This is a genomic window from Pontivivens insulae, from assembly GCF_900302495.1.
Classification (GTDB): Bacteria; Pseudomonadota; Alphaproteobacteria; order Rhodobacterales; family Rhodobacteraceae; genus Pontivivens; species Pontivivens insulae.
In genome coordinates this window covers 104,859-122,298 of the sequence record NZ_OMKW01000001.1, presented here as the reverse complement: position 1 = coordinate 122,298, position 17,440 = coordinate 104,859, and the positions used below count along the sequence as shown (strand labels likewise).

The following is a 17,440-nucleotide window of genomic DNA, read 5'->3' as shown; positions in this document are numbered from 1 at the left end:
AGAGCGCTCTAGGTAGACATCAGGGCCAAAGGTTAATCCGTTAACCTTTGGCCTGTGTCATACTGGCGGTGCACGCTCTGTGTACGGGTTGTGCACGCTCGGTGCACACTCAGCTCAGCCGTTAAGAGAGTCCTTAAGGGCGTGCCAGCTCGCCTTGGGGGTGCGCACCAGAGTGTCGAAATCGACATGCACCATGCCGAAGCGTTTTTCGTACCCGGCGGCCCATTCGTAATTGTCGAGCAGCGACCAGATGAAATAGCCCGCCAGCGGTGCACCTTCCGCCATCGCCTGTTTTGCGGCGGCGAAATGATCCCGTAAGTATTTGATTCTTTGATCGTCTTGGCATTGTCCATCGAGCAGGTAATCATGCCCGGCCATGCCGTTTTCGGTGATGTAGATCGGCAAATCGCCGGAATACTCTTTGGCGGCCCAGGTGATGAATTGGCGCAGGCGGTCAGGCTGGATTTCCCAGTCGAACGACGTCTTCTCAAGCGGCCCGTCGACAAAGCCGACTTGTGGCCATTGCCCGCCAATATTCTTAACGTTCTTACGGGTATAGAAGTTAATCCCCAACCAATCGACCTTCGCTTGGATGGTTGGAAAATCATCCTGCCAGCCGACTGGCAAATGCGCCTCCAACCCTTCGAGGGCAGCTTGCGGATAGGCTCCTTTGAAGACCCCGCCGAGGAACCATTCGTTGTAAATCGCATGATTGCGCGCATGCGCGGCCAGTGTTTCGGGCCGATCATCGATCGGGTCGGACCCTTCGAGATTGGTGACGATCCCGAGGTTTTGCAGGCCCATCGCGCGCATAGCCTCGACGGCTGTTCCATGGGCCAGCAGCACATGATGCATGGCCCGCGCAGCGGCGCGAATGTCGCGATGTCCGGGGGCGTGGGCCCCTTCGAAATGGCTTAACCACGCGACGCACCAAGGCTCGTTGATCGTGGCGGTCGCCTCAACGCGATCACCGATCCGTCCCATGATCGTCTCGGTGTAATCAGCAAACCAGCCAGCAACATCACGGTTGGTCCAACCGCCCTTGTCCGCAAGCGCTGATGGCAGATCCCAGTGATAGAGCGTTGCGAAGGGGCGGATGCCACGCGTTAACATGCCGTCAACGAGTTTGTCGTAGTAGTCGAGACCGTCGGGGTTAGGAGTCACACCATCGGGCATGACACGCGCCCAGTTCATCGAGAAGCGATAGGCGTCCAGGCCTGCGTCGCGGATCAGGTCGAGATCTTCTTCCCAGCGGTGATAGTGATCGCAGGCGATCGCGCCGTCCTCACCTCGCTCCACATTGCCGCGCGTCGCCGCAAATGTGTCCCAGTGCGACGGCCCGCAGCCACCAAAACGGCTGCCCTCGATCTGATAGGCCGAGGTTGCTGTGCCAAAGGTGAAGTCTTTGGGAAAATCGGCGCGTGTGAATTTCAGGTCAGTCATTCCAATGGTCCTGTAGAGCGGCCCTGCACGAACACGCTGTTCCAGACGACGGGTGAGACGCTCTCACCCGCGATGAGGTTGAGCAGCATTTCCGCACATTTGTGACCTGCTTCCGAGATGGAGGAACGCATGGCCGTGAACCGTGGCGGATCGCCCGCATTGGACAGGAACGACAGGTCATCATCATGGGTGATGAGCGAAAGATCCTGCCCGAGTGTGAGCCCCGCATCGCGGGCCGCCCGACCGGCGCCGATGGCGGTCATGATATTCGAAGTCAGAATGGCGGTTGGCCGATCGCCACTGCTCAAAAGGCGTTCGGCGGCTGCGTATCCATTGGTCTCGGTCATTTCCTGACTGATGATCCAATCCGGGCGGATGTCGATCCCGGCTTCGCCCAGGGCTTCCTCAACGCCGGCGCGGCGGCGCACAGCGAAACTGATCCGCTCCAACCCGTTGATCAGGGCGATCTTGCTATGTCCCAATCCGATCAAATGGCGTGTCGCTTCCGCAAAGGAACGGTGGTTGTTGATGTCGAGCCAGACGCTGCCTTCGTCAGCCTCGACCGGACGCCCATGCATCACGAAGGGCATATTCAGTTCCCGCAACAATGCGATGCGTGGGTCATCGCGGCGCGGCGCGTGCACGATCACGCCATCCACGGCACGGCGGCGTGCAAGCTCACGATAGGCATCTTCCTCTCCATTCACATCGACCGTGCGCAGAATGGTGTCATATCCCTGTTCGGAATAGATCTCAGAGGCACCCAGCATGAACTCTGCGAAAACCGGGTTGATCATCTGGTGTTCGGTCAGCGGGATGACATGGCCGATGGCCATGGCGCGCCCGGTGGCCAGCCTGCGGGCCATGTTGTTGGGCTGGTAGCCATATTTCGCGGCGGCTTCTTCCACACGCGCACGGGTTTCGGCGTTGACTTCAGGATAGCCGTTGAGCGCCCGCGACACCGTGGTGGGGGACAGGCCGATCTTCTGCGCCAGCTCCTTCAGGGTCATGGCGAGACTCCCTTTCTCAATTCCGCTCAAACCGATTTGGTTTGGATGAGTGCTAACGCCTTTTTTGCGGCACGTCCAATCTTTGCCTGTGAGATTTTGTACACTTGACAGTCCGCAGACACGTCAGCAGTGTGCCGTCACCTCAAAGCGCTTTGGGGCGATTCAGCCTGCGCGCTTTGGGACGGAATATTTTGGAAGTTCGACACAGTTCGGACGATAACGGGAGAAAACGAATGAAGCGCAATTTGCTTGCTGGCGTTGCCGTGGCTGCACTGGCCGCAGGGTCCGCCTACGCTGATGGTCACGCTGATCTGATGATCGCACCGGGCGAGGGCGATTTCAGCTGGGACAGCTATACCGCATTTGCTGAGAGCACTGATCTGACCGGTCAGACCATCGAAATGACCGGCGCTTGGACCGGCGTTGAGGCGGAGAAGGTCGACGCAGTCTTCGCCTATTTCGCAGCTGCCACAGGCGCTGAAGTGAACTATTCCGGCTCCGACAGCTTCGAGCAGGACATCGTGATTTCCACCTCCGCGGGCTCCGCGCCGGACATCGCGTTCTTCCCGCAGCCGGGCCTCGCCGCGGACCTTGCCGGTCAGGGCGCACTGTTCCCGCTGGCCGATGGCACGATGGAGTTCGTGGCAGAGAACTATGCGGCCGGTCAGAGCTGGGTCGATCTGGGCACCTATGCTGACGCGAATGGCGACGACCAGCTTTACGGTCTCTTCTACCGCGTCGACCTGAAGTCGCTCGTCTGGTTCTCCCCGGACGCGTTTGATGAGAACGGCTATGACATCCCGGAGACGATGGAAGAGCTGAAGGAACTCACCGATCAGATCGTCGCTGATGGCGGCACCCCGTGGTGCATCGGTCTGGGTTCCGGTGCGGCAACCGGCTGGCCGGCAACCGACTGGGTCGAAGACTTGCTGCTGCGCACGGCAGAGCCGTCCGTCTATGACGCATGGGTCGCCAACGAGATCCCGTTCGATGATCCTGCGATCGTCAACGCGATTGAAGAGTTCGGCTACTTCGCGCGCAACGACGACTATGTGAACGGTGGTGCAGAAGCGGTTGCAAACACCGACTTCCGTGACAGCCCGGCTGGCCTCTTCACCTTCCCGCCAGAGTGCTACATGCACCGTCAGGCTTCCTTCATCCCGGCCTTCTTCCCTGAGGGAACCGAGGTGGGTGAGGACGTAGATTTCTTCTACTTCCCGGCCTATGAGAGCGAAGATCTGGGCCGTCCGGTTCTGGGTGCAGGCGCACTGGCTGCCGTCACCAACGACACCCCGGCTGCTGCGGCGATGATCGAGTTCCTCAAGCTGCCGATCGCGCACGAGCTGTGGATGACCCAGGGTGGCTTCCTCACCGCGCATGGTGGCGTGAACCTCGACATGTACGCGACCGACTCCGAGCGTGCGCAGGGTGAGATCCTTGCCAACGCAACGACGTTCCGCTTCGACGGTTCCGACCTGATGCCGGGTGAGATCGGCGCAGGCGCGTTCTGGACCGGCATGGTGGACTACACCACCGGTACGGATGCGGGCACCGTCGCTGCTGCGATCCAGGAGCGTTGGGACTCCATCCAGTAAGGATGTTCCATGCGACCCGGCCCCACGCCGGGTCGCACTGCTTTCGGCCACGCGCGGCGAAAAGATCGCGCGGGCCACTCAAACACTTAGGGGAGAAACGTCATGAGCCCGCTGCTGCAGGGGGTGCTCACGATCATCATCGGTGTCGGTGGATGTATCGGGTACTTCTACTTTTCCAACATTCTGCTCGACAAAGTTTTCTTCCCGGATTCTGGTAAGAACGCCGCGCGCAACATCACCCGCGCCAATCGCGTTCGCCCTTGGCTGTTTCTGTTCCCTGCGATGTTCGCGTTGAGCCTCTACCTCGTTTATCCGGTCGTTGGATCGTTCTGGCGGTCGCTGTTCAACCGCTCCGGTGACGAGTTCATCGGGTTGGGGAACTATATGGGGCTGCTTGATAGTCCGGATTTCCACACGGCGTTCTTCAATAACCTGCTGTGGGTGGTGTTTGTGCCTGCGGCCTCCACCTTGTTTGGCCTTCTGGCCGCTCAACTGACGGACCGGTTGAGCTGGGGCGGCATTGCCAAGTCGCTGATCTTCATGCCGATGGCGATCAGCTTTGTGGGTGCATCGCTGATCTGGAAATTCGTCTATGCCGTTGATCCCGATATCGGTCTGATCAACGCATTGCGCGATTTCTTCGGGATGGAGCCGCTGGATGTGCTTCAGCTCGCGTTCTGGAACAATTTCTTCCTGATGGTGATTTTGGTCTGGATCCAGACCGGCTTTGCGATGGTGATCCTCTCTGCTGCGCTGCGCGGTATCCCGGAGGAGACGATCGAGGCCGCGATTTTGGACGGTGCCGGGCCATTTGCCGTCTTCATGAAGATCAAGGTGCCGCAGATCATGGGCACGATCGTGGTGGTCTGGACTACGATTACGATTCTTGTCCTGAAGGTCTTCGACATCGTCTACACGATGACCGGGGGCAATTTCGGAACGGAAATTCTGCCCAGTTACATGATGTCCTTCATGTTCCGCGATGACGGGCGGGCCACGGCTGTTGCCTTCGTCATCATGCTTGTCGTGCTGCCAGTGATGATCTGGAACATCATGCAAGCGCGCAAAGAGATGAAGTGAGGGGGGACGTATCATGGACAATATGGCAGGACAAAAATCGGGCCTCGTGATCGCGACGAACCTCAGCGTGATCTTCATGGTTGTGCTCTGGCTGATCCCGACGGTGGGGCTTCTCGTCTCCTCCTTCCGGGATCGGGATCAAATCTCGGCCTCGGGCTGGTGGCAGGCGCCATTCTCGGTGGAGTTGGCATTCCGCACACGTGCCGATGACGGGGAGCCGCAGCTCATCGATGGCCGCTATGTCATCGAGGGCAACATCTTCGAGACCGAAGAAGTTCAGGAAGCCTTTGCCGAAGGTGAGGGCACGATCACGGCCTTTGGAACCCGCGGTGCAGAGCCGGGCCAGTTCCCGGCAGGTACCGAGGGCGAAACGCGTGACGGCGATTTGGTCACGATCAATCCCGATGGCACTTATATCTACAGCACGGCCGAAGAGCCGGGCCGGCGGGCCCCGCGCATCTACTTCCAGGCGGACACGCCGGCCGAATTCACCTTGTTCAACTACCGAACGATCCTTGGGTCGGCGGGCATGGACAGGGCCTTTATCAACACACTGACCGTCACCATCCCCGCGACGATCATCCCGATCCTGATCGCGGCCTTTGCTGCCTATGCGCTGGCCTGGATGCAGTTTCCGGGCAGGGGTATCCTGATTGCGGCCGTGGTCGGCCTGCTGGTCGTACCGTTGCAGCTGGCGCTGGTGCCGTTGCTGAAACTGCACAATGAGATTGGCATCGGTCAGAGCTTCCTTGGCATTTGGCTGGCTCATACCGGCTTCGGCCTACCGCTCGCGATCTATCTTTTGCGCAACTATATGGTCGGGCTTCCGCGCGACATCATTGAAAGTGCGAAGGTCGACGGGGCAACAGACTTCCAGATCTTTACGAAGATCATCCTGCCGCTCAGCTTCCCGGCATTGGCCTCCTTTGCGATCTTCCAGTTCCTGTGGACGTGGAACGATCTTCTGGTGGCGAAGGTGTTTCTGCCTTCGAACTCCGAAAGCTGGGTGATGACGGTGAAAATTGCCGACGATCTGTTGGGATCGCGTGGTGGTGATTGGGGCATCCTTGCGGCTGCTGCATTCATCTCGATTGCGGTGCCTCTGATCGTCTTCTTCGCAATGCAGAAATACCTGGTCCGCGGCCTGCTTGCAGGGTCCGTGAAGTAAGAGAAGACGACTATGAACATGACTGTTCCGGTAGCGCAAACTGCGCAAGCCACAACGAACGAGGATTGGTGGCGTGGGGGTGTGATCTATCAGATCTATCCCCGCTCCTATCAGGACTCCAACGGGGATGGTGTTGGCGATCTTGCCGGCATCATTCACCGGCTGCCGCATATCGCCTCGCTCGGCGTGGATGCGATCTGGATCAGTCCGTTCTTCCGGTCGCCCATGCTCGACTTCGGCTATGACGTTTCGAACTACCGTGATGTCGATCCGCTGTTCGGCTCGCTCGGCGATTTCGATGCGCTGATTGCTCGTGCGCATGAGCTGGGGCTGAAGGTCATGATTGACCTTGTGCTCAGCCACAGTTCTGACCAGCACGAGTGGTTTCAGGAGAGCCGCCAGTCCCGCGACAATGCGAAGTCCGACTGGTTCGTCTGGGCGGATGCAAAGCCCGACGGCACCCCGCCCAACAATTGGTTGTCCATCTTTGGCGGCTCGGCGTGGGAGTGGGATGGCAAGCGGGAGCAATACTACCTGCACAACTTCCTGAAAGAGCAGCCAGACCTGAATCTGCACAACATGGATGTTCAGGACGCTTTGCTGGATGTCGTGCGCTATTGGCTGGAGCGTGGCGTGGACGGGTTCCGTCTGGACACGATCAATTTCTATTTCGCGGACAAGGAATTGCGTGACAACCCGGCCCTTCCGCCGGAAGAGCGCAACGACTCCATCGCGCCATCGGTCAACCCGTATAACTGGCAGAACCACCTCTACGACAAGAACCAGCCAGAGAACCTGGCGTTCCTTAAGCGGTTCCGTGCGCTGTGTGACGAGTATCCCGGTATCACTTCGGTCGGGGAGGTTGGTGACGCGCAATACGGCATGCAGATCCAGGCCGACTACACGTCTGGCGGCGACAAGGTGCATATGTGCTACGCGTTCGACTTCCTGTCGCCAACGCAGCCGACCGGCAAATATGTCAGCGAAGTGCTCAACAAGTTTGAGACGGTGGCGACGGATGGCTGGGCCTGCTGGGCGTTTTCCAACCACGATGTTGTGCGTCATGCCAGCCGCTGGAATCTCGGCCCTGATGCGCAGCGGGTTTATGCGGCGCTTCTGATGAGCCTGCGCGGCTCTGTCTGCCTCTATCAGGGGGAGGAGCTGGGCCTGACAGAGGCTTATGTCTCTTACGAGGAATTGCAGGATCCTTACGGCATCCGCTTCTGGCCTGAATTCAAGGGCCGCGACGGTTGCCGCACGCCGATCCCGTGGTCGAATGACGGCCCCACGGGCGGCTTCACCGATGCGCGGCCCTGGCTGCCCGTGGCGATGGAGCATTTGAGCAAGTCCGTGGCGACGCAGGACAGCGAAGAGAATTCTACGCTGAACTTCTATCGCCAGATGCTCGCCTTCCGCAAAGCACACCCGGCGCTCATCTCCGGTCGTTTCGAGATGGTTCATGCCGGTAGCGATCTGTTGTCGTTCAAGCGTATCGAAGAAGGGGGGGAGACGGTGTTCTGCGCCTTCAACCTGTCGAACACCGCGCAGCCCATCGACCTGCCACCCGGAGAGTGGCGCCAAGACCTCGCCGCACCATTCGCGGTGCGCGTTCAAGAGAATTCGGTCCTGCTTCCGCCTTATCAGGCGTTCTTTGCACAAGCCGCACAATCATAAGAATAAGGGGAGAGAAACATGTCATCGCTGCTGCTCAAGGATGTTGCCAAGTCCTATGGCCCTGTCGAGGTCCTCAAGGACATCAATCTCGACATCGAGAAGGGGGAACTGATTGTTTTCGTCGGTCCTTCGGGCTGCGGGAAATCCACGCTTCTGCGCATGATCGCGGGGCTGGAGACGATCACTGGCGGTGACCTCTATATCGGTGAGCAGCGGATGAATGACACGCCGCCCTCCAAGCGCGGCATCGCGATGGTGTTCCAGAGCTACGCGCTCTACCCGCATATGACGGTCTACGACAACATGGCCTTCGCGCTGAAGGTCGCGAAGATGTCGAAGGACGAGATCGACGAGCGGGTGAAGCGCGCAGCCAAGGTCCTGCAACTCGACGTGCTGTTGGAGCGTCTGCCGAAGGAGCTTTCGGGCGGTCAGCGTCAGCGTGTGGCCATCGGCCGCTCGATCGTGCGCGACCCGGATGTGTATCTCTTTGACGAACCGCTTTCGAACCTCGACGCCGCACTGCGCGTCGATACGCGGATCGAGATCGCGCAACTCAAGGAGAATATGCCCGAGAGCACGATGATCTACGTGACCCACGATCAGGTCGAGGCAATGACGCTCGCCTCGCGTATCGTCGTGCTCAACAACAAGACCCATACGGTCGCACAGTTCGGCACGCCGCTAGAGCTTTATGAACGCCCGCAAAATACCTTTGTCGCGCAGTTCATCGGCTCACCGAAGATGAACCTGTTCCCCGGTACGATTTCCGCCTCTGGCGATCAGACGGGCGTGGCAATTGCGGCAGGCGGCACGGCGACGGTTCCCGTCAGCTCTGCCGGTGCAGGCGAGGGCACGAAGGTCCAACTGGGTGCGCGGCCTGAGGATATGATCATTGCCGGTCCCGGCGATGAGGTCATTTTTGAAGGGCAGGTGTCTTATACTGAAAAGCTGGGCGAGGTGACGGTGGTCTATTTCGCGCCGCGCGACGGTGAGGATGGCGCCATCGCAAAGATCCCTGGAATCGCCGATGTCTCTAAAGGACAGCAGATCGCGCTGACGGCGGCGGCGGACAAACTGCACCTGTTTGATGAGGCTGGGCAGAGCTTCTTCTACAAATAAGGGCATTTGCCCAGAGCATGGGCAAATATATATTGACCTTAGGGCGCGTGTGGGCGAACACGCGCCCTAAGACGTTCTAGATACGCTTTGGAGCCGGTCCATGTTTGTAATTTGCGGCGAAGCCCTGTTCGATCTTTTCATGCAGCCCGACGGCTCTCCGGCAGAGGCCCGGTTCGAGGCGCGCGCGGGCGGTTCCCCGTTCAACGTGGCCATCGGCATGCGCAGGCTGGGCGCCAAGGCGGGCCTATTCACCGCCATCAGCACCGATGTGATGGGGGAGAAGCTCGCGACGATGCTGGTGGATGAGGACGTCTCGACCGCCTATCTGCTGCGCACCGCGCGCAAGACAACGCTTAGCGTGATCTCCCTCGATGCGGAGGGTGTGCCAGCCTACACGTTCTATGGAGACGACGCTGCGGACACCGGAATTGTCGAAGCCGACCTGCCGGCCTTGGGGCAAGAGGTTGTCGGACTTCACTTCGGGTCATATTCCATTGCCGTTGCCCCTGTCGCGGACGCCGCACTGGCACTCGTCAAATCGGCCGGGGAGCGCTTCATCTCGCTCGACCCCAACATTCGCCCGACCGTCGAGCCGGACATGAGCATCTGGCGCGCGCGGGTGGAAGCCCTGCTGCCACACGTTCACCTGCTCAAGATCAGCAGTGAGGATCTGGAGGTGCTTTACCCTGATCTGACCGCAGAGGCGTTTGCGACACAGATGCTGGCCGCCGGTGTGCAGCTGGTGGTTCTGACAGATGGTGGGGAGGCCGCACGCGGTTGGACCGCCACGGGGCTTCAGGCGACTGTCGCGCCTCCCAAAGTTGATGTTGTTGATACGGTCGGTGCAGGCGACACGTTCATGGCCTCTCTTCTGGCGGAGCTTGGCGATGCGCCACACGACGCGGTCAAAGCCCTGGACGAGGCGGCGCTGACGCGGCTGCTGCAATTCTGTGCCAATGCGGCTGCCATCACCTGTACGCGTCAGGGGGCGGACCTTCCGCGCCGCGCGGATATTCCCACTGCTTGAGAGGAGATACCGACATGGTCTCTCGCGTCATTCCGGTTGAACCCTTCGACCTCGTGATTTTTGGCGGAACGGGCGACCTTGCCCGTCGCAAGATCCTTCCCGGGCTCTATCGCCGCATGCTGGCCGGGCAAATGCCAACCGAGGCGCGCATCATCGGGGCCGCGCGCTCGAAGCTTTCCCACAAGGCGTTTCGGGAGATGATTGCAGAAGCGCTCGACACCTTCATCGGTGCGGAGAAGCTGGACCCGGAGATGGCAAAGACGTTCCTGAGCCGCCTGCACTATATGCATGTGGACGCCATGGGTGAGGATGGCTGGGACGATCTGGGCGCGCTGCTCGACAAGGATGCAAACCCGGTGCGGGCGTTCTATCTGTCTGTCGGCCCCAGCCTGTTCGGCCCGATTGCGGAAAAGCTCTACAACACGGGCATCGCAACTTCTTCCAGCCGGATTGTCGTCGAAAAACCACTGGGCCATGATCTTGCGTCGGCTAAGGCGCTGAACGCCCAGCTTGCTGAGAGCTTTGATGAGCGTCAGGTCTACCGGATCGACCACTATCTGGGCAAAGAGACTGTTCAGAACCTGATGGCCGTTCGCTTTGCCAATGCGCTGTTTGAACCGTTGTGGAATGCGCGTCATGTCGATCACGTGCAGATCACGGTGAGCGAAAGCATCGGGACCGGCGGGCGTGGCGCGTATTACGACAAGTCCGGCGCGATGCGGGATATGGTGCAGAACCACCTGATGCAACTGCTCTGCCTCACCGCGATGGAGCCTCCGGGCCGTTTCGAGGCGGATCGCGTGCGCGACGAAAAGCTGAAAGTCATCCGCGCGTTGGAGCCGGTTCAACCGGATGAGGCCGTCCGCGGGCAATACCGTGCTGGCCCCGAAGGCCCCGATTACAAGACGGATGCCGAGAACCCCGACAGTCGGACGGAAAGTTATGTCGCGCTCAAGGTACATATCGCCAACTGGCGCTGGACGGGTACGCCGTTTTATCTGCGCACGGGCAAGCGTCTGCGTGCCCGGATGAGCGAGATTGCGGTTATCTTCAAAGAACCGCCCCACGCGATTTTCCCCAAACTGCCCGCACACCAGTCGAACGCACTGGTGATCCGGTTGCAGCCGGATGAGGGGATCACGATGCGCATGACGATCAAAGAGCCGGGCCCGGGCGGCATGCGTCTGGCTGACGTGCCGCTCGACATGACATTTGCCGATGCATTGGGCCCGGATGCGGGCGATATGCCCGACGCCTATGAGCGACTGATCATGGACGTCATTCGTGGCGACCAGACCCTGTTCATGCGCGGGGATGAGGTCGAGGCCGCGTGGGAATGGACCGATGCGATCCTCGATGATTGGCAGGAACGGCGGGACGTGCCCAAGCCCTATGATGCCGGTGGTTCTGGGCCGGAAGACGCGTTGGCGCTGATGCACCATGACGGCCGCCGCTGGCGGGAGATTGAGGTATGATCCGCTACGATGATCGCGCCGCGTTGATGACAAACCTTGCTGAGGTTGTTGCAGGGGAGCTGCGCACCGCGCTCCACCAACAGGCGCATGCGACCCTTGCGGTGCCCGGCGGCACAACACCCGGACCGTTCCTGACCGCGCTGAGCGATGCGGATCTCGACTGGTCGCGCGTGCGTGTCATGCTGACAGATGAGCGCTTCGTGCCCGAAAGCTCTGATCGCTCAAACACGCGACTCCTGCGCGGCACCTTGCTGCAGAACCGGGCCGCGGCGGCTACGCTCGTCCCGTTTTACCGGGAGGCAGATGCGCCCGAGGATGTTCTTGATGCCCTGGGGCAGAGCATTGGCGCAGCCCTTCCGCTCGACGTCTGTGTGCTTGGCATGGGCGCGGATATGCATACGGCCTCGATTTTTCCGGGCGCAGATCGGTTGGCCGAGGCGCTGTCGCCCGATGCGCCGCCCTTGCTGCCCATGCGGGCACCCGGCGCGCCGGAGCCTCGGTTGACACTTACAGCGCCAGTTCTGGCAGCGGCGCGGCACATTCATGTTCTGATCCAAGGCCAGGACAAGGCGGATGCGCTGGCCCAGGCGCAGGCCGAGGATGATCGTGCGGTTGCACCCATCAGAGTTGCGCTTGATGCAGGCGCAACGGTGCACTGGGCAGCTTAAACCGCCTCGCAAGCGTCACATTTTCAAGAAGGCCTTCAGATGTAGGCGCGCCGCCCTTCGGGGCGGCACGCCGGATCATCACGCCGATTGGCAGGCGTTCGCGAGTGTCACCTCACGCCCGTTGAAACCATCATTGGCGATCTGCAGGGCATCATGGGACTGGCGCAGCAACAGGTTGCTGAGGACGTTCATCTGGCCCAATTCCTCAACCGTCGGAACATCGCCGTTCAAACCTGCCTCGATCAGATCGCTCATCCCAAGGAAGGTCTCGTGCGCGCATTCAAGTGCGGCCAGCGTTTCCTCACTGGGCTCAACGATACGGTTGTCGAGATTTCCGAACCGCAGGTCCGTAAATGCCGTGTTTAGCACAGAGAGGGTTTGAGCAAGTTCAGCCGTCGCGCTGGCCGGGTCATCGCCGGTCGCCAGTGCGCAATGCTGCGCCGCGATGCGCTGGGACAACATCCGCTGACGTCCCATGACATTCAGCGTGCGGGTCTGATCAGCTGGCAGAACAGAGCCGCGCGCATATTTTTCCTCAAGATCCGCAACAAGCTCGTTGAACCCCGACACCAGATGGTCCGCAAGCTCGGACATCTGCGCCAGGTCGTCCGCACTGGCTGTGCCGCTGGCAGAGATATAGAGCGGGTACAGTTTGAACTGCTCCCAGCGGATTGCGATCATCTCTTCCAGCTGATGGCGGATCACGGGCGAACGCTCAGCCGTCAATCCGAGTGCCTCATCCCCCTCAATCAGTCGCAGTTGAATAGCGTCAGCTTCCGCGATGTCCTGCGGCAGTGCAGAGGTGATGCTGTCATCCTGAATGCCAGCTGCAACATAGCACGCGTTTCTCAGCATCCGCTGCGTGCGCATGCGAAGACTGCCCGCGATATCGATTCTGTAGAGGCCCTGTTCCGCCCGTGCCATCTGCGCGTTGGCCGGTGCTGCAAGAGAGACAGCGAGCGCCATCAAAAGTGCAAGTTTCATAGTGTGTTCATCCCGCTTTTAACCGCACCCATCCCCCCAGATCGGATGCAACTGACGCGGTTTAATACGAAATTGTGACACCGTGTGACCATGAATTATCAACAAATAATTTCTGGTGCAGAAACAACACACGCCTTCAGTGGTGCCGTATATCCCAAAGTATAGTAGTAAATGAGACTCAACCACCCTAAGTTGGCTGCGTTCGCCTTCTGATTGTTTCCGTTGACGAATACGTAAGTGTGGGCTAACATGTAAGCCATGGCTTACGCAGACGTTCTTACCGCTTTAGCTGACCCGACCCGCAGGGCGGTGTTTGAAGTGGTGTGCCGTCACCCCGCGTCGGTCACCGACATCGCAGCCGGTTTGCCGGTCAGCCGTCCCGCTGTCTCCCAACATCTGAAAGTGTTGGAGGCGGCAAATCTTGTTCACGCCATTCCGCAGGGCCGCACACGGCTCTATGCGGTGCAGCCCGACGGGTTGAACGCGTTGCGTGAATGGATGGACGGTGTCTGGGATGTCGCCCTTAAAGCCTATGCCGCCGAAATCGCGCGTCGCACCAAGAAGGACTGATAAAAATGCTTCCACCCCTCGAACGCGAAGTGACCGTGCCCTGTGGGGCCGAGATGGCCTTCACTGTCTTTCTGGAAGAGATGGAGACATGGTGGCCCCTGGGCATGATGACCCTGTCAGCCATGAATGGCGCACCGGCCAAAGGCATCCGCACCGAAGCGCGCGAGGGGGCCGAAATCATCGAGATCGGCGCAGACGGAACGGAAACCTCATGGGGGCACGTGGTGACCTGCAATCCGCCAACCGAACTGGTATTGCGGTTTCATATTCCTGCACCCGGCCGGCCCGCGCAGGGCCGCTCGCTGCTCGAATTGAATTTCGAGGAACTGGGGCCCGATAGCACCCGCGTGCGCCTGAAGCAGAGCGATTGGGAAGCGCTGGGAACAGATGCGGACAACGTTCAGGGCGGCTATGGCAAGGCGTGGGGCATGCTGCTCGACAATGCCTATTCTCAGGCCTGCGCCGCGAAGGCCGGTGGCTGAGATCGTGACGTAAACCCCCTTGATTTGCCGGGATGGGACTGCACCATCAACGGCAACAAGAGGGGAAGCATATGTCCGAGACAGTCAGCGTCAGCAAAGACGGCGAAATCGCAATCGTGACGGTCGACAATCCGCCGGTTAACGCCGTCGGGTTGTCGGTTCGACAGGGGCTGTGGGATGCGATCCCGGCACTTGAGGCCGATGACAGCGTCCGCGCGGCTGTGCTGATTTGTGCAGGCCGCACCTTTATTGCAGGTGCGGATATTCGGGAATTTGACGGCGGCGCACTCGACCCGTGGTTGCCGGAAATCGTTGACCGCATGCATGCCAGTACCAAGCCGTGGGTGGCCGCGATCCACGGCACAGCGCTGGGTGGTGGGCTGGAGACGGCACTGGGTGCGCATTACCGCGTTGCGCTCGCGAGTGCCAAGGTCGGCCTGCCTGAGGTCGCGTTGGGGATCATTCCCGGTGCCGGTGGAACGCAACGCACGCCGCGCCTGACATGTGCGGCAGCCGCGGTAAAGCTTGTCACTTCCGGCGCGCCAATCTCGGCGGCAGAGGCGCAGGACGCCGGACTGATTGATCGTATCGTCGATGATCTGCTGCCCGATGCGGTGGCCTTTGCCCGTTCTATAATGGATCAACCGGTTCCCCGCCTAGACCCGGCCCCCGCGCCGACGGACCTGACACCCGCTGACTGGGACGAGCTGCGTCAGACTGTGCAGAAAAAGGCGAAGGGGCAGCTGTCCCCGGTGCGCGGGTTGGATGCCGTCCGCATCGCCTTCGAGCTTCCCCTGTCGGAAGGGATGGACCGTGAGCGGGATATTTTTCTGGAGTTGAAAGAGACTGATCAGTCAAAGGCCCTGCGTCACGCATTCTTTGCGGAGCGTGCGGTCGCAAAACCCGCTGCGTTGAAGGGGGCGAAACCGCGGCAGCTTGAGCGCGTGGCCATCGTCGGTGGCGGGCTGATGGGGTCTGGCATCGCAACGGCGGCCCTGACCGCGGGACTAATTGTCACCATCATCGAGCAAACGATGGATGCGGCGGAGCAGGCGAAGGGTCGCGTGGCTGCCAACCTTGAGTCTGGCGTTCGCAAGGGCCGAATGTCCGAAGATCAGCGGGATGCGCTGCTCGGAAAATTGCGGGTGACAAATAGCTATCACGGGGCGGATGGCGCTGATCTGTGCATTGAAGCGGTGTTCGAGGACGCCGATACAAAACGTGCCGTGTTCGAGCAACTCGCCCAGATCGCCGGGCCTGATGCTATCCTCGCGACCAACACTTCGTATATCGATCCGGTGAGCTTTACGGACGCCGTGCCAAACCCCGGGCGCGTGATGGGCCTGCATTTCTTCTCTCCGGCTCATATCATGCGTCTTGTCGAGGTGGTGCGCACGCCGCAGACCGAACCGGAAGTTCTGGCCACCGGCTTTGCGCTGGCCAAGAAGATGCGCAAGGTTGCTGTCCTGTCTGGCGTTTGCGACGGGTTCATCGGCAATCGCATTCTCGGTGCCTACGGGCGCATGGCGGGATACCTGCTGGAGGACGGGGCCTCTCCGCAGCAGATCGACGCTGCGATGAAGCGGTTCGGGATGCCGATGGGACCCTTTGAGATGTTTGATATGGCCGGCCTTCAGATCGGATACGCCAATCGCAAGCGCGAGGCCGCGACCCGCCCCGCCGATCAGCGCTATTCGCGGGTTCCCGATCTGATCGTGGAGCAGGGCTGGCTGGGGCAGAAAACCAAGCAGGGGTACTATCGCTACGAGGATGGAAGTCGTACGGCGATCCCCTCGGAAGAGTTCAACGCGCTGTTGGAGGCGGAGCGCGGCGCGCGCAACATCACCCCGCGCGACATTTCTGACGAAGAGATCGTGGCAAGCCTGCATGCCGTGCAGGTGAATGAGGCGGCGATGATCCTTGCGGAAGGTGTGGCGGAACGCCCGCTCGACATCGATATCGTAAAGCTGATGGGTTATGGCTATCCGCGCTGGCGTGGCGGCCCGATGATGGAGGCAGATCGCCTTGGCACGGACCGGGTCCTCGCCACGATGCAGCAGATTGCAGAGACGGATCCCGGCTCGTGGAGCGTCGCGCCGCTCTTATCCCGTCTTGGGGCCGAGGCGACCCCGTTCAGCAGCTTGAACTGACCCCCTAAACAGCACTGCGCCGCGGCTGCTACGGAGCCACGGCGCAGGCTGCCCCCCAATCTGCCTTCCCCCTCAGTCAGGCAGAATCGAGCACACCGGACCTTTGCGGGGCAAAGGGGGCTGGTGCTGCGCGCAGTGCAGCAGTCGCGCCTACCGGTGAGGCCCGTGACATAGGCAGGGGAATGTTTTGCGAATAGTCCCGCAGTTAAGGGACAGAACTTCCAAGTGCTGGCTGAACAATACTGGAACCGATGCCGACAATGGCTGCGGATGTGCGGTCGGACACATTCAGCTTCTCGAACAGACGTCGGACATAAGTGTCCACAGTATGTCGCGAGATGTCCAAAATGTCAGCAATTACTGCGTTACTCTTGCCTTGAGCAATCCAGTCGAGGATTTCCCGCTCTCGTTTCGACAGATTCGCGGGCGCAGTGAAGTCGTTCTTCAGCAACTCGCAATATCGAAGGTGACCGGCCTGTGCTGCCATTTGTAACGCTGCGGCACCTGCGGCGTCGGGCATGTTTTCCGAGCCACCAAAGCCAAGGCCAAGATAGCCATTGCGCAGGTTTGGTCCGAAGAGCGGGATTGCAAGTCCGTCGCCCAGCTTCCAGTGGCTCAACTCTTCCATGAAATCGCGCTGCTCTTCATGCAGGTTTGCGATCTGATCTATGTCTGACCATCGAAAGACATTGGCCATGCGCCGGGCGAGATCAGGTCGCGGATCCACACGGTACAGCTGGTCCTCGATATAGTGGCACACCCAATCTTCGGGAAATCCATCGGTGTGGATTGTCATGCCTTCGCGCCGACCCAGCGGGAAGTGGTGATAGCTGACCCGCTGCGCGCCATGCGCATGGAAATAGTCCAGCCCGAAATCCCAAAGCTCCTGCGCCGTCTTTGCCGACGCGATGTCGTCAATGAACTTGGCAAGATCTGTGTGCATGGGTGGCCTGGGCTCCTTGAAGTTGACCTTACGTCATATGGGGCGGCGATAA

General features: G+C 60.1%; 15 protein-coding genes. 11 read left to right on the top strand and 4 right to left on the bottom strand.

The genetic code is table 11. From position 1 onward, the window contains the following. Nucleotides 1-114: 114 nt before the first annotated feature. Together POI8812_RS00660 and POI8812_RS00655 are read right to left on the bottom strand one after the other, a co-directional pair. Complete coding sequence (locus POI8812_RS00660) at nucleotides 115-1,443, bottom strand: GH1 family beta-glucosidase (protein WP_108780612.1); 1,329 nt, start codon at nucleotides 1,441-1,443, stop codon at nucleotides 115-117. Continuing rightward, nucleotides 1,440-2,453, bottom strand: a complete 1,014-nt coding sequence (locus POI8812_RS00655) for a LacI family DNA-binding transcriptional regulator (RefSeq protein WP_108780611.1) — start codon at nucleotides 2,451-2,453, stop codon at nucleotides 1,440-1,442. Before POI8812_RS00655 ends, POI8812_RS00660 begins: the two co-directional genes overlap by 4 nt. A gap of 233 nt (nucleotides 2,454-2,686) precedes the next feature. Between POI8812_RS00655 and POI8812_RS00650 the strand changes: the two genes are divergently transcribed. The 8 genes from POI8812_RS00650 to pgl all read left to right on the top strand — a co-directional run bounded on the left by POI8812_RS00650 (nucleotide 2,687) and on the right by pgl (nucleotide 12,259). Then, nucleotides 2,687-4,048: an ABC transporter substrate-binding protein gene (locus POI8812_RS00650; RefSeq protein ID WP_108780610.1), complete on the top strand. Its 1,362-nt coding sequence runs from the start codon at nucleotides 2,687-2,689 to the stop codon at nucleotides 4,046-4,048. A 102-nt stretch (nucleotides 4,049-4,150) separates the two neighbouring features. After that, nucleotides 4,151-5,128 carry a carbohydrate ABC transporter permease gene (locus POI8812_RS00645; RefSeq protein ID WP_108780609.1) on the top strand — a complete coding sequence of 326 codons (978 nt, stop codon included), beginning with the start codon at nucleotides 4,151-4,153 and terminating at the stop codon, nucleotides 5,126-5,128. A 13-nt stretch (nucleotides 5,129-5,141) separates the two neighbouring features. Further along, nucleotides 5,142-6,296, top strand: coding sequence for a carbohydrate ABC transporter permease (locus POI8812_RS00640; protein ID WP_108780608.1), 1,155 nt, complete (start codon nucleotides 5,142-5,144; stop codon nucleotides 6,294-6,296). A 12-nt stretch (nucleotides 6,297-6,308) separates the two neighbouring features. Beyond that, nucleotides 6,309-7,970, top strand: a complete 1,662-nt coding sequence (locus tag POI8812_RS00635) for an alpha-amylase family glycosyl hydrolase (RefSeq protein ID WP_108780607.1) — start codon at nucleotides 6,309-6,311, stop codon at nucleotides 7,968-7,970. Between the two features lie 18 nt (nucleotides 7,971-7,988). After that, the gene (locus tag POI8812_RS00630) at nucleotides 7,989-9,089 is read left to right on the top strand and encodes an ABC transporter ATP-binding protein (protein ID WP_108780606.1); all 1,101 of its coding nucleotides are present in this window, start codon (nucleotides 7,989-7,991) and stop codon (nucleotides 9,087-9,089) included. Between the two features lie 100 nt (nucleotides 9,090-9,189). After that, on the top strand, nucleotides 9,190-10,116 hold the full coding sequence (locus tag POI8812_RS00625) for a carbohydrate kinase family protein (protein WP_108780605.1): 927 nt from the start codon (nucleotides 9,190-9,192) through the stop codon (nucleotides 10,114-10,116). Between the two features lie 14 nt (nucleotides 10,117-10,130). Beyond that, nucleotides 10,131-11,591: a glucose-6-phosphate dehydrogenase gene (gene zwf / locus POI8812_RS00620; RefSeq protein WP_108780604.1), complete on the top strand. Its 1,461-nt coding sequence runs from the start codon at nucleotides 10,131-10,133 to the stop codon at nucleotides 11,589-11,591. After that, nucleotides 11,588-12,259: a 6-phosphogluconolactonase gene (pgl, locus tag POI8812_RS00615; RefSeq protein ID WP_108780603.1), complete on the top strand. Its 672-nt coding sequence runs from the start codon at nucleotides 11,588-11,590 to the stop codon at nucleotides 12,257-12,259. The genes zwf and pgl overlap by 4 nt, the downstream gene beginning before the upstream one ends. A 78-nt stretch (nucleotides 12,260-12,337) precedes the next feature. Here pgl and POI8812_RS00610 read toward each other — a convergent pair whose 3' ends face one another. Next, nucleotides 12,338-13,243 (bottom strand): type IV pili methyl-accepting chemotaxis transducer N-terminal domain-containing protein, encoded by a 906-nt coding sequence (locus POI8812_RS00610; RefSeq protein WP_108780602.1) that lies wholly within the window; start codon nucleotides 13,241-13,243, stop codon nucleotides 12,338-12,340. Between the two features lie 258 nt (nucleotides 13,244-13,501). Between POI8812_RS00610 and POI8812_RS00605 the strand changes: the two genes are divergently transcribed. The 3 genes from POI8812_RS00605 to POI8812_RS00595 all read left to right on the top strand — a co-directional run bounded on the left by POI8812_RS00605 (nucleotide 13,502) and on the right by POI8812_RS00595 (nucleotide 16,445). Then, on the top strand, nucleotides 13,502-13,813 hold the full coding sequence (locus POI8812_RS00605) for an ArsR/SmtB family transcription factor (RefSeq protein WP_108780601.1): 312 nt from the start codon (nucleotides 13,502-13,504) through the stop codon (nucleotides 13,811-13,813). 5 nt (nucleotides 13,814-13,818) lie between these two features. After that, a complete protein-coding gene (locus tag POI8812_RS00600; RefSeq protein WP_108780600.1) occupies nucleotides 13,819-14,295 on the top strand; it encodes an SRPBCC domain-containing protein in 477 nt (158 codons plus the stop codon). A gap of 71 nt (nucleotides 14,296-14,366) precedes the next feature. Continuing rightward, nucleotides 14,367-16,445 carry an FAD-dependent oxidoreductase gene (locus tag POI8812_RS00595; RefSeq protein WP_108781450.1) on the top strand — a complete coding sequence of 693 codons (2,079 nt, stop codon included), beginning with the start codon at nucleotides 14,367-14,369 and terminating at the stop codon, nucleotides 16,443-16,445. A gap of 205 nt (nucleotides 16,446-16,650) precedes the next feature. On the opposite strand, the gene POI8812_RS00590 is transcribed toward POI8812_RS00595, so the two are convergent. Beyond that, on the bottom strand, nucleotides 16,651-17,388 hold the full coding sequence (locus tag POI8812_RS00590) for a helix-turn-helix transcriptional regulator (protein ID WP_108780599.1): 738 nt from the start codon (nucleotides 17,386-17,388) through the stop codon (nucleotides 16,651-16,653). Between the last annotated feature and the right edge of the window lie 52 nt (nucleotides 17,389-17,440).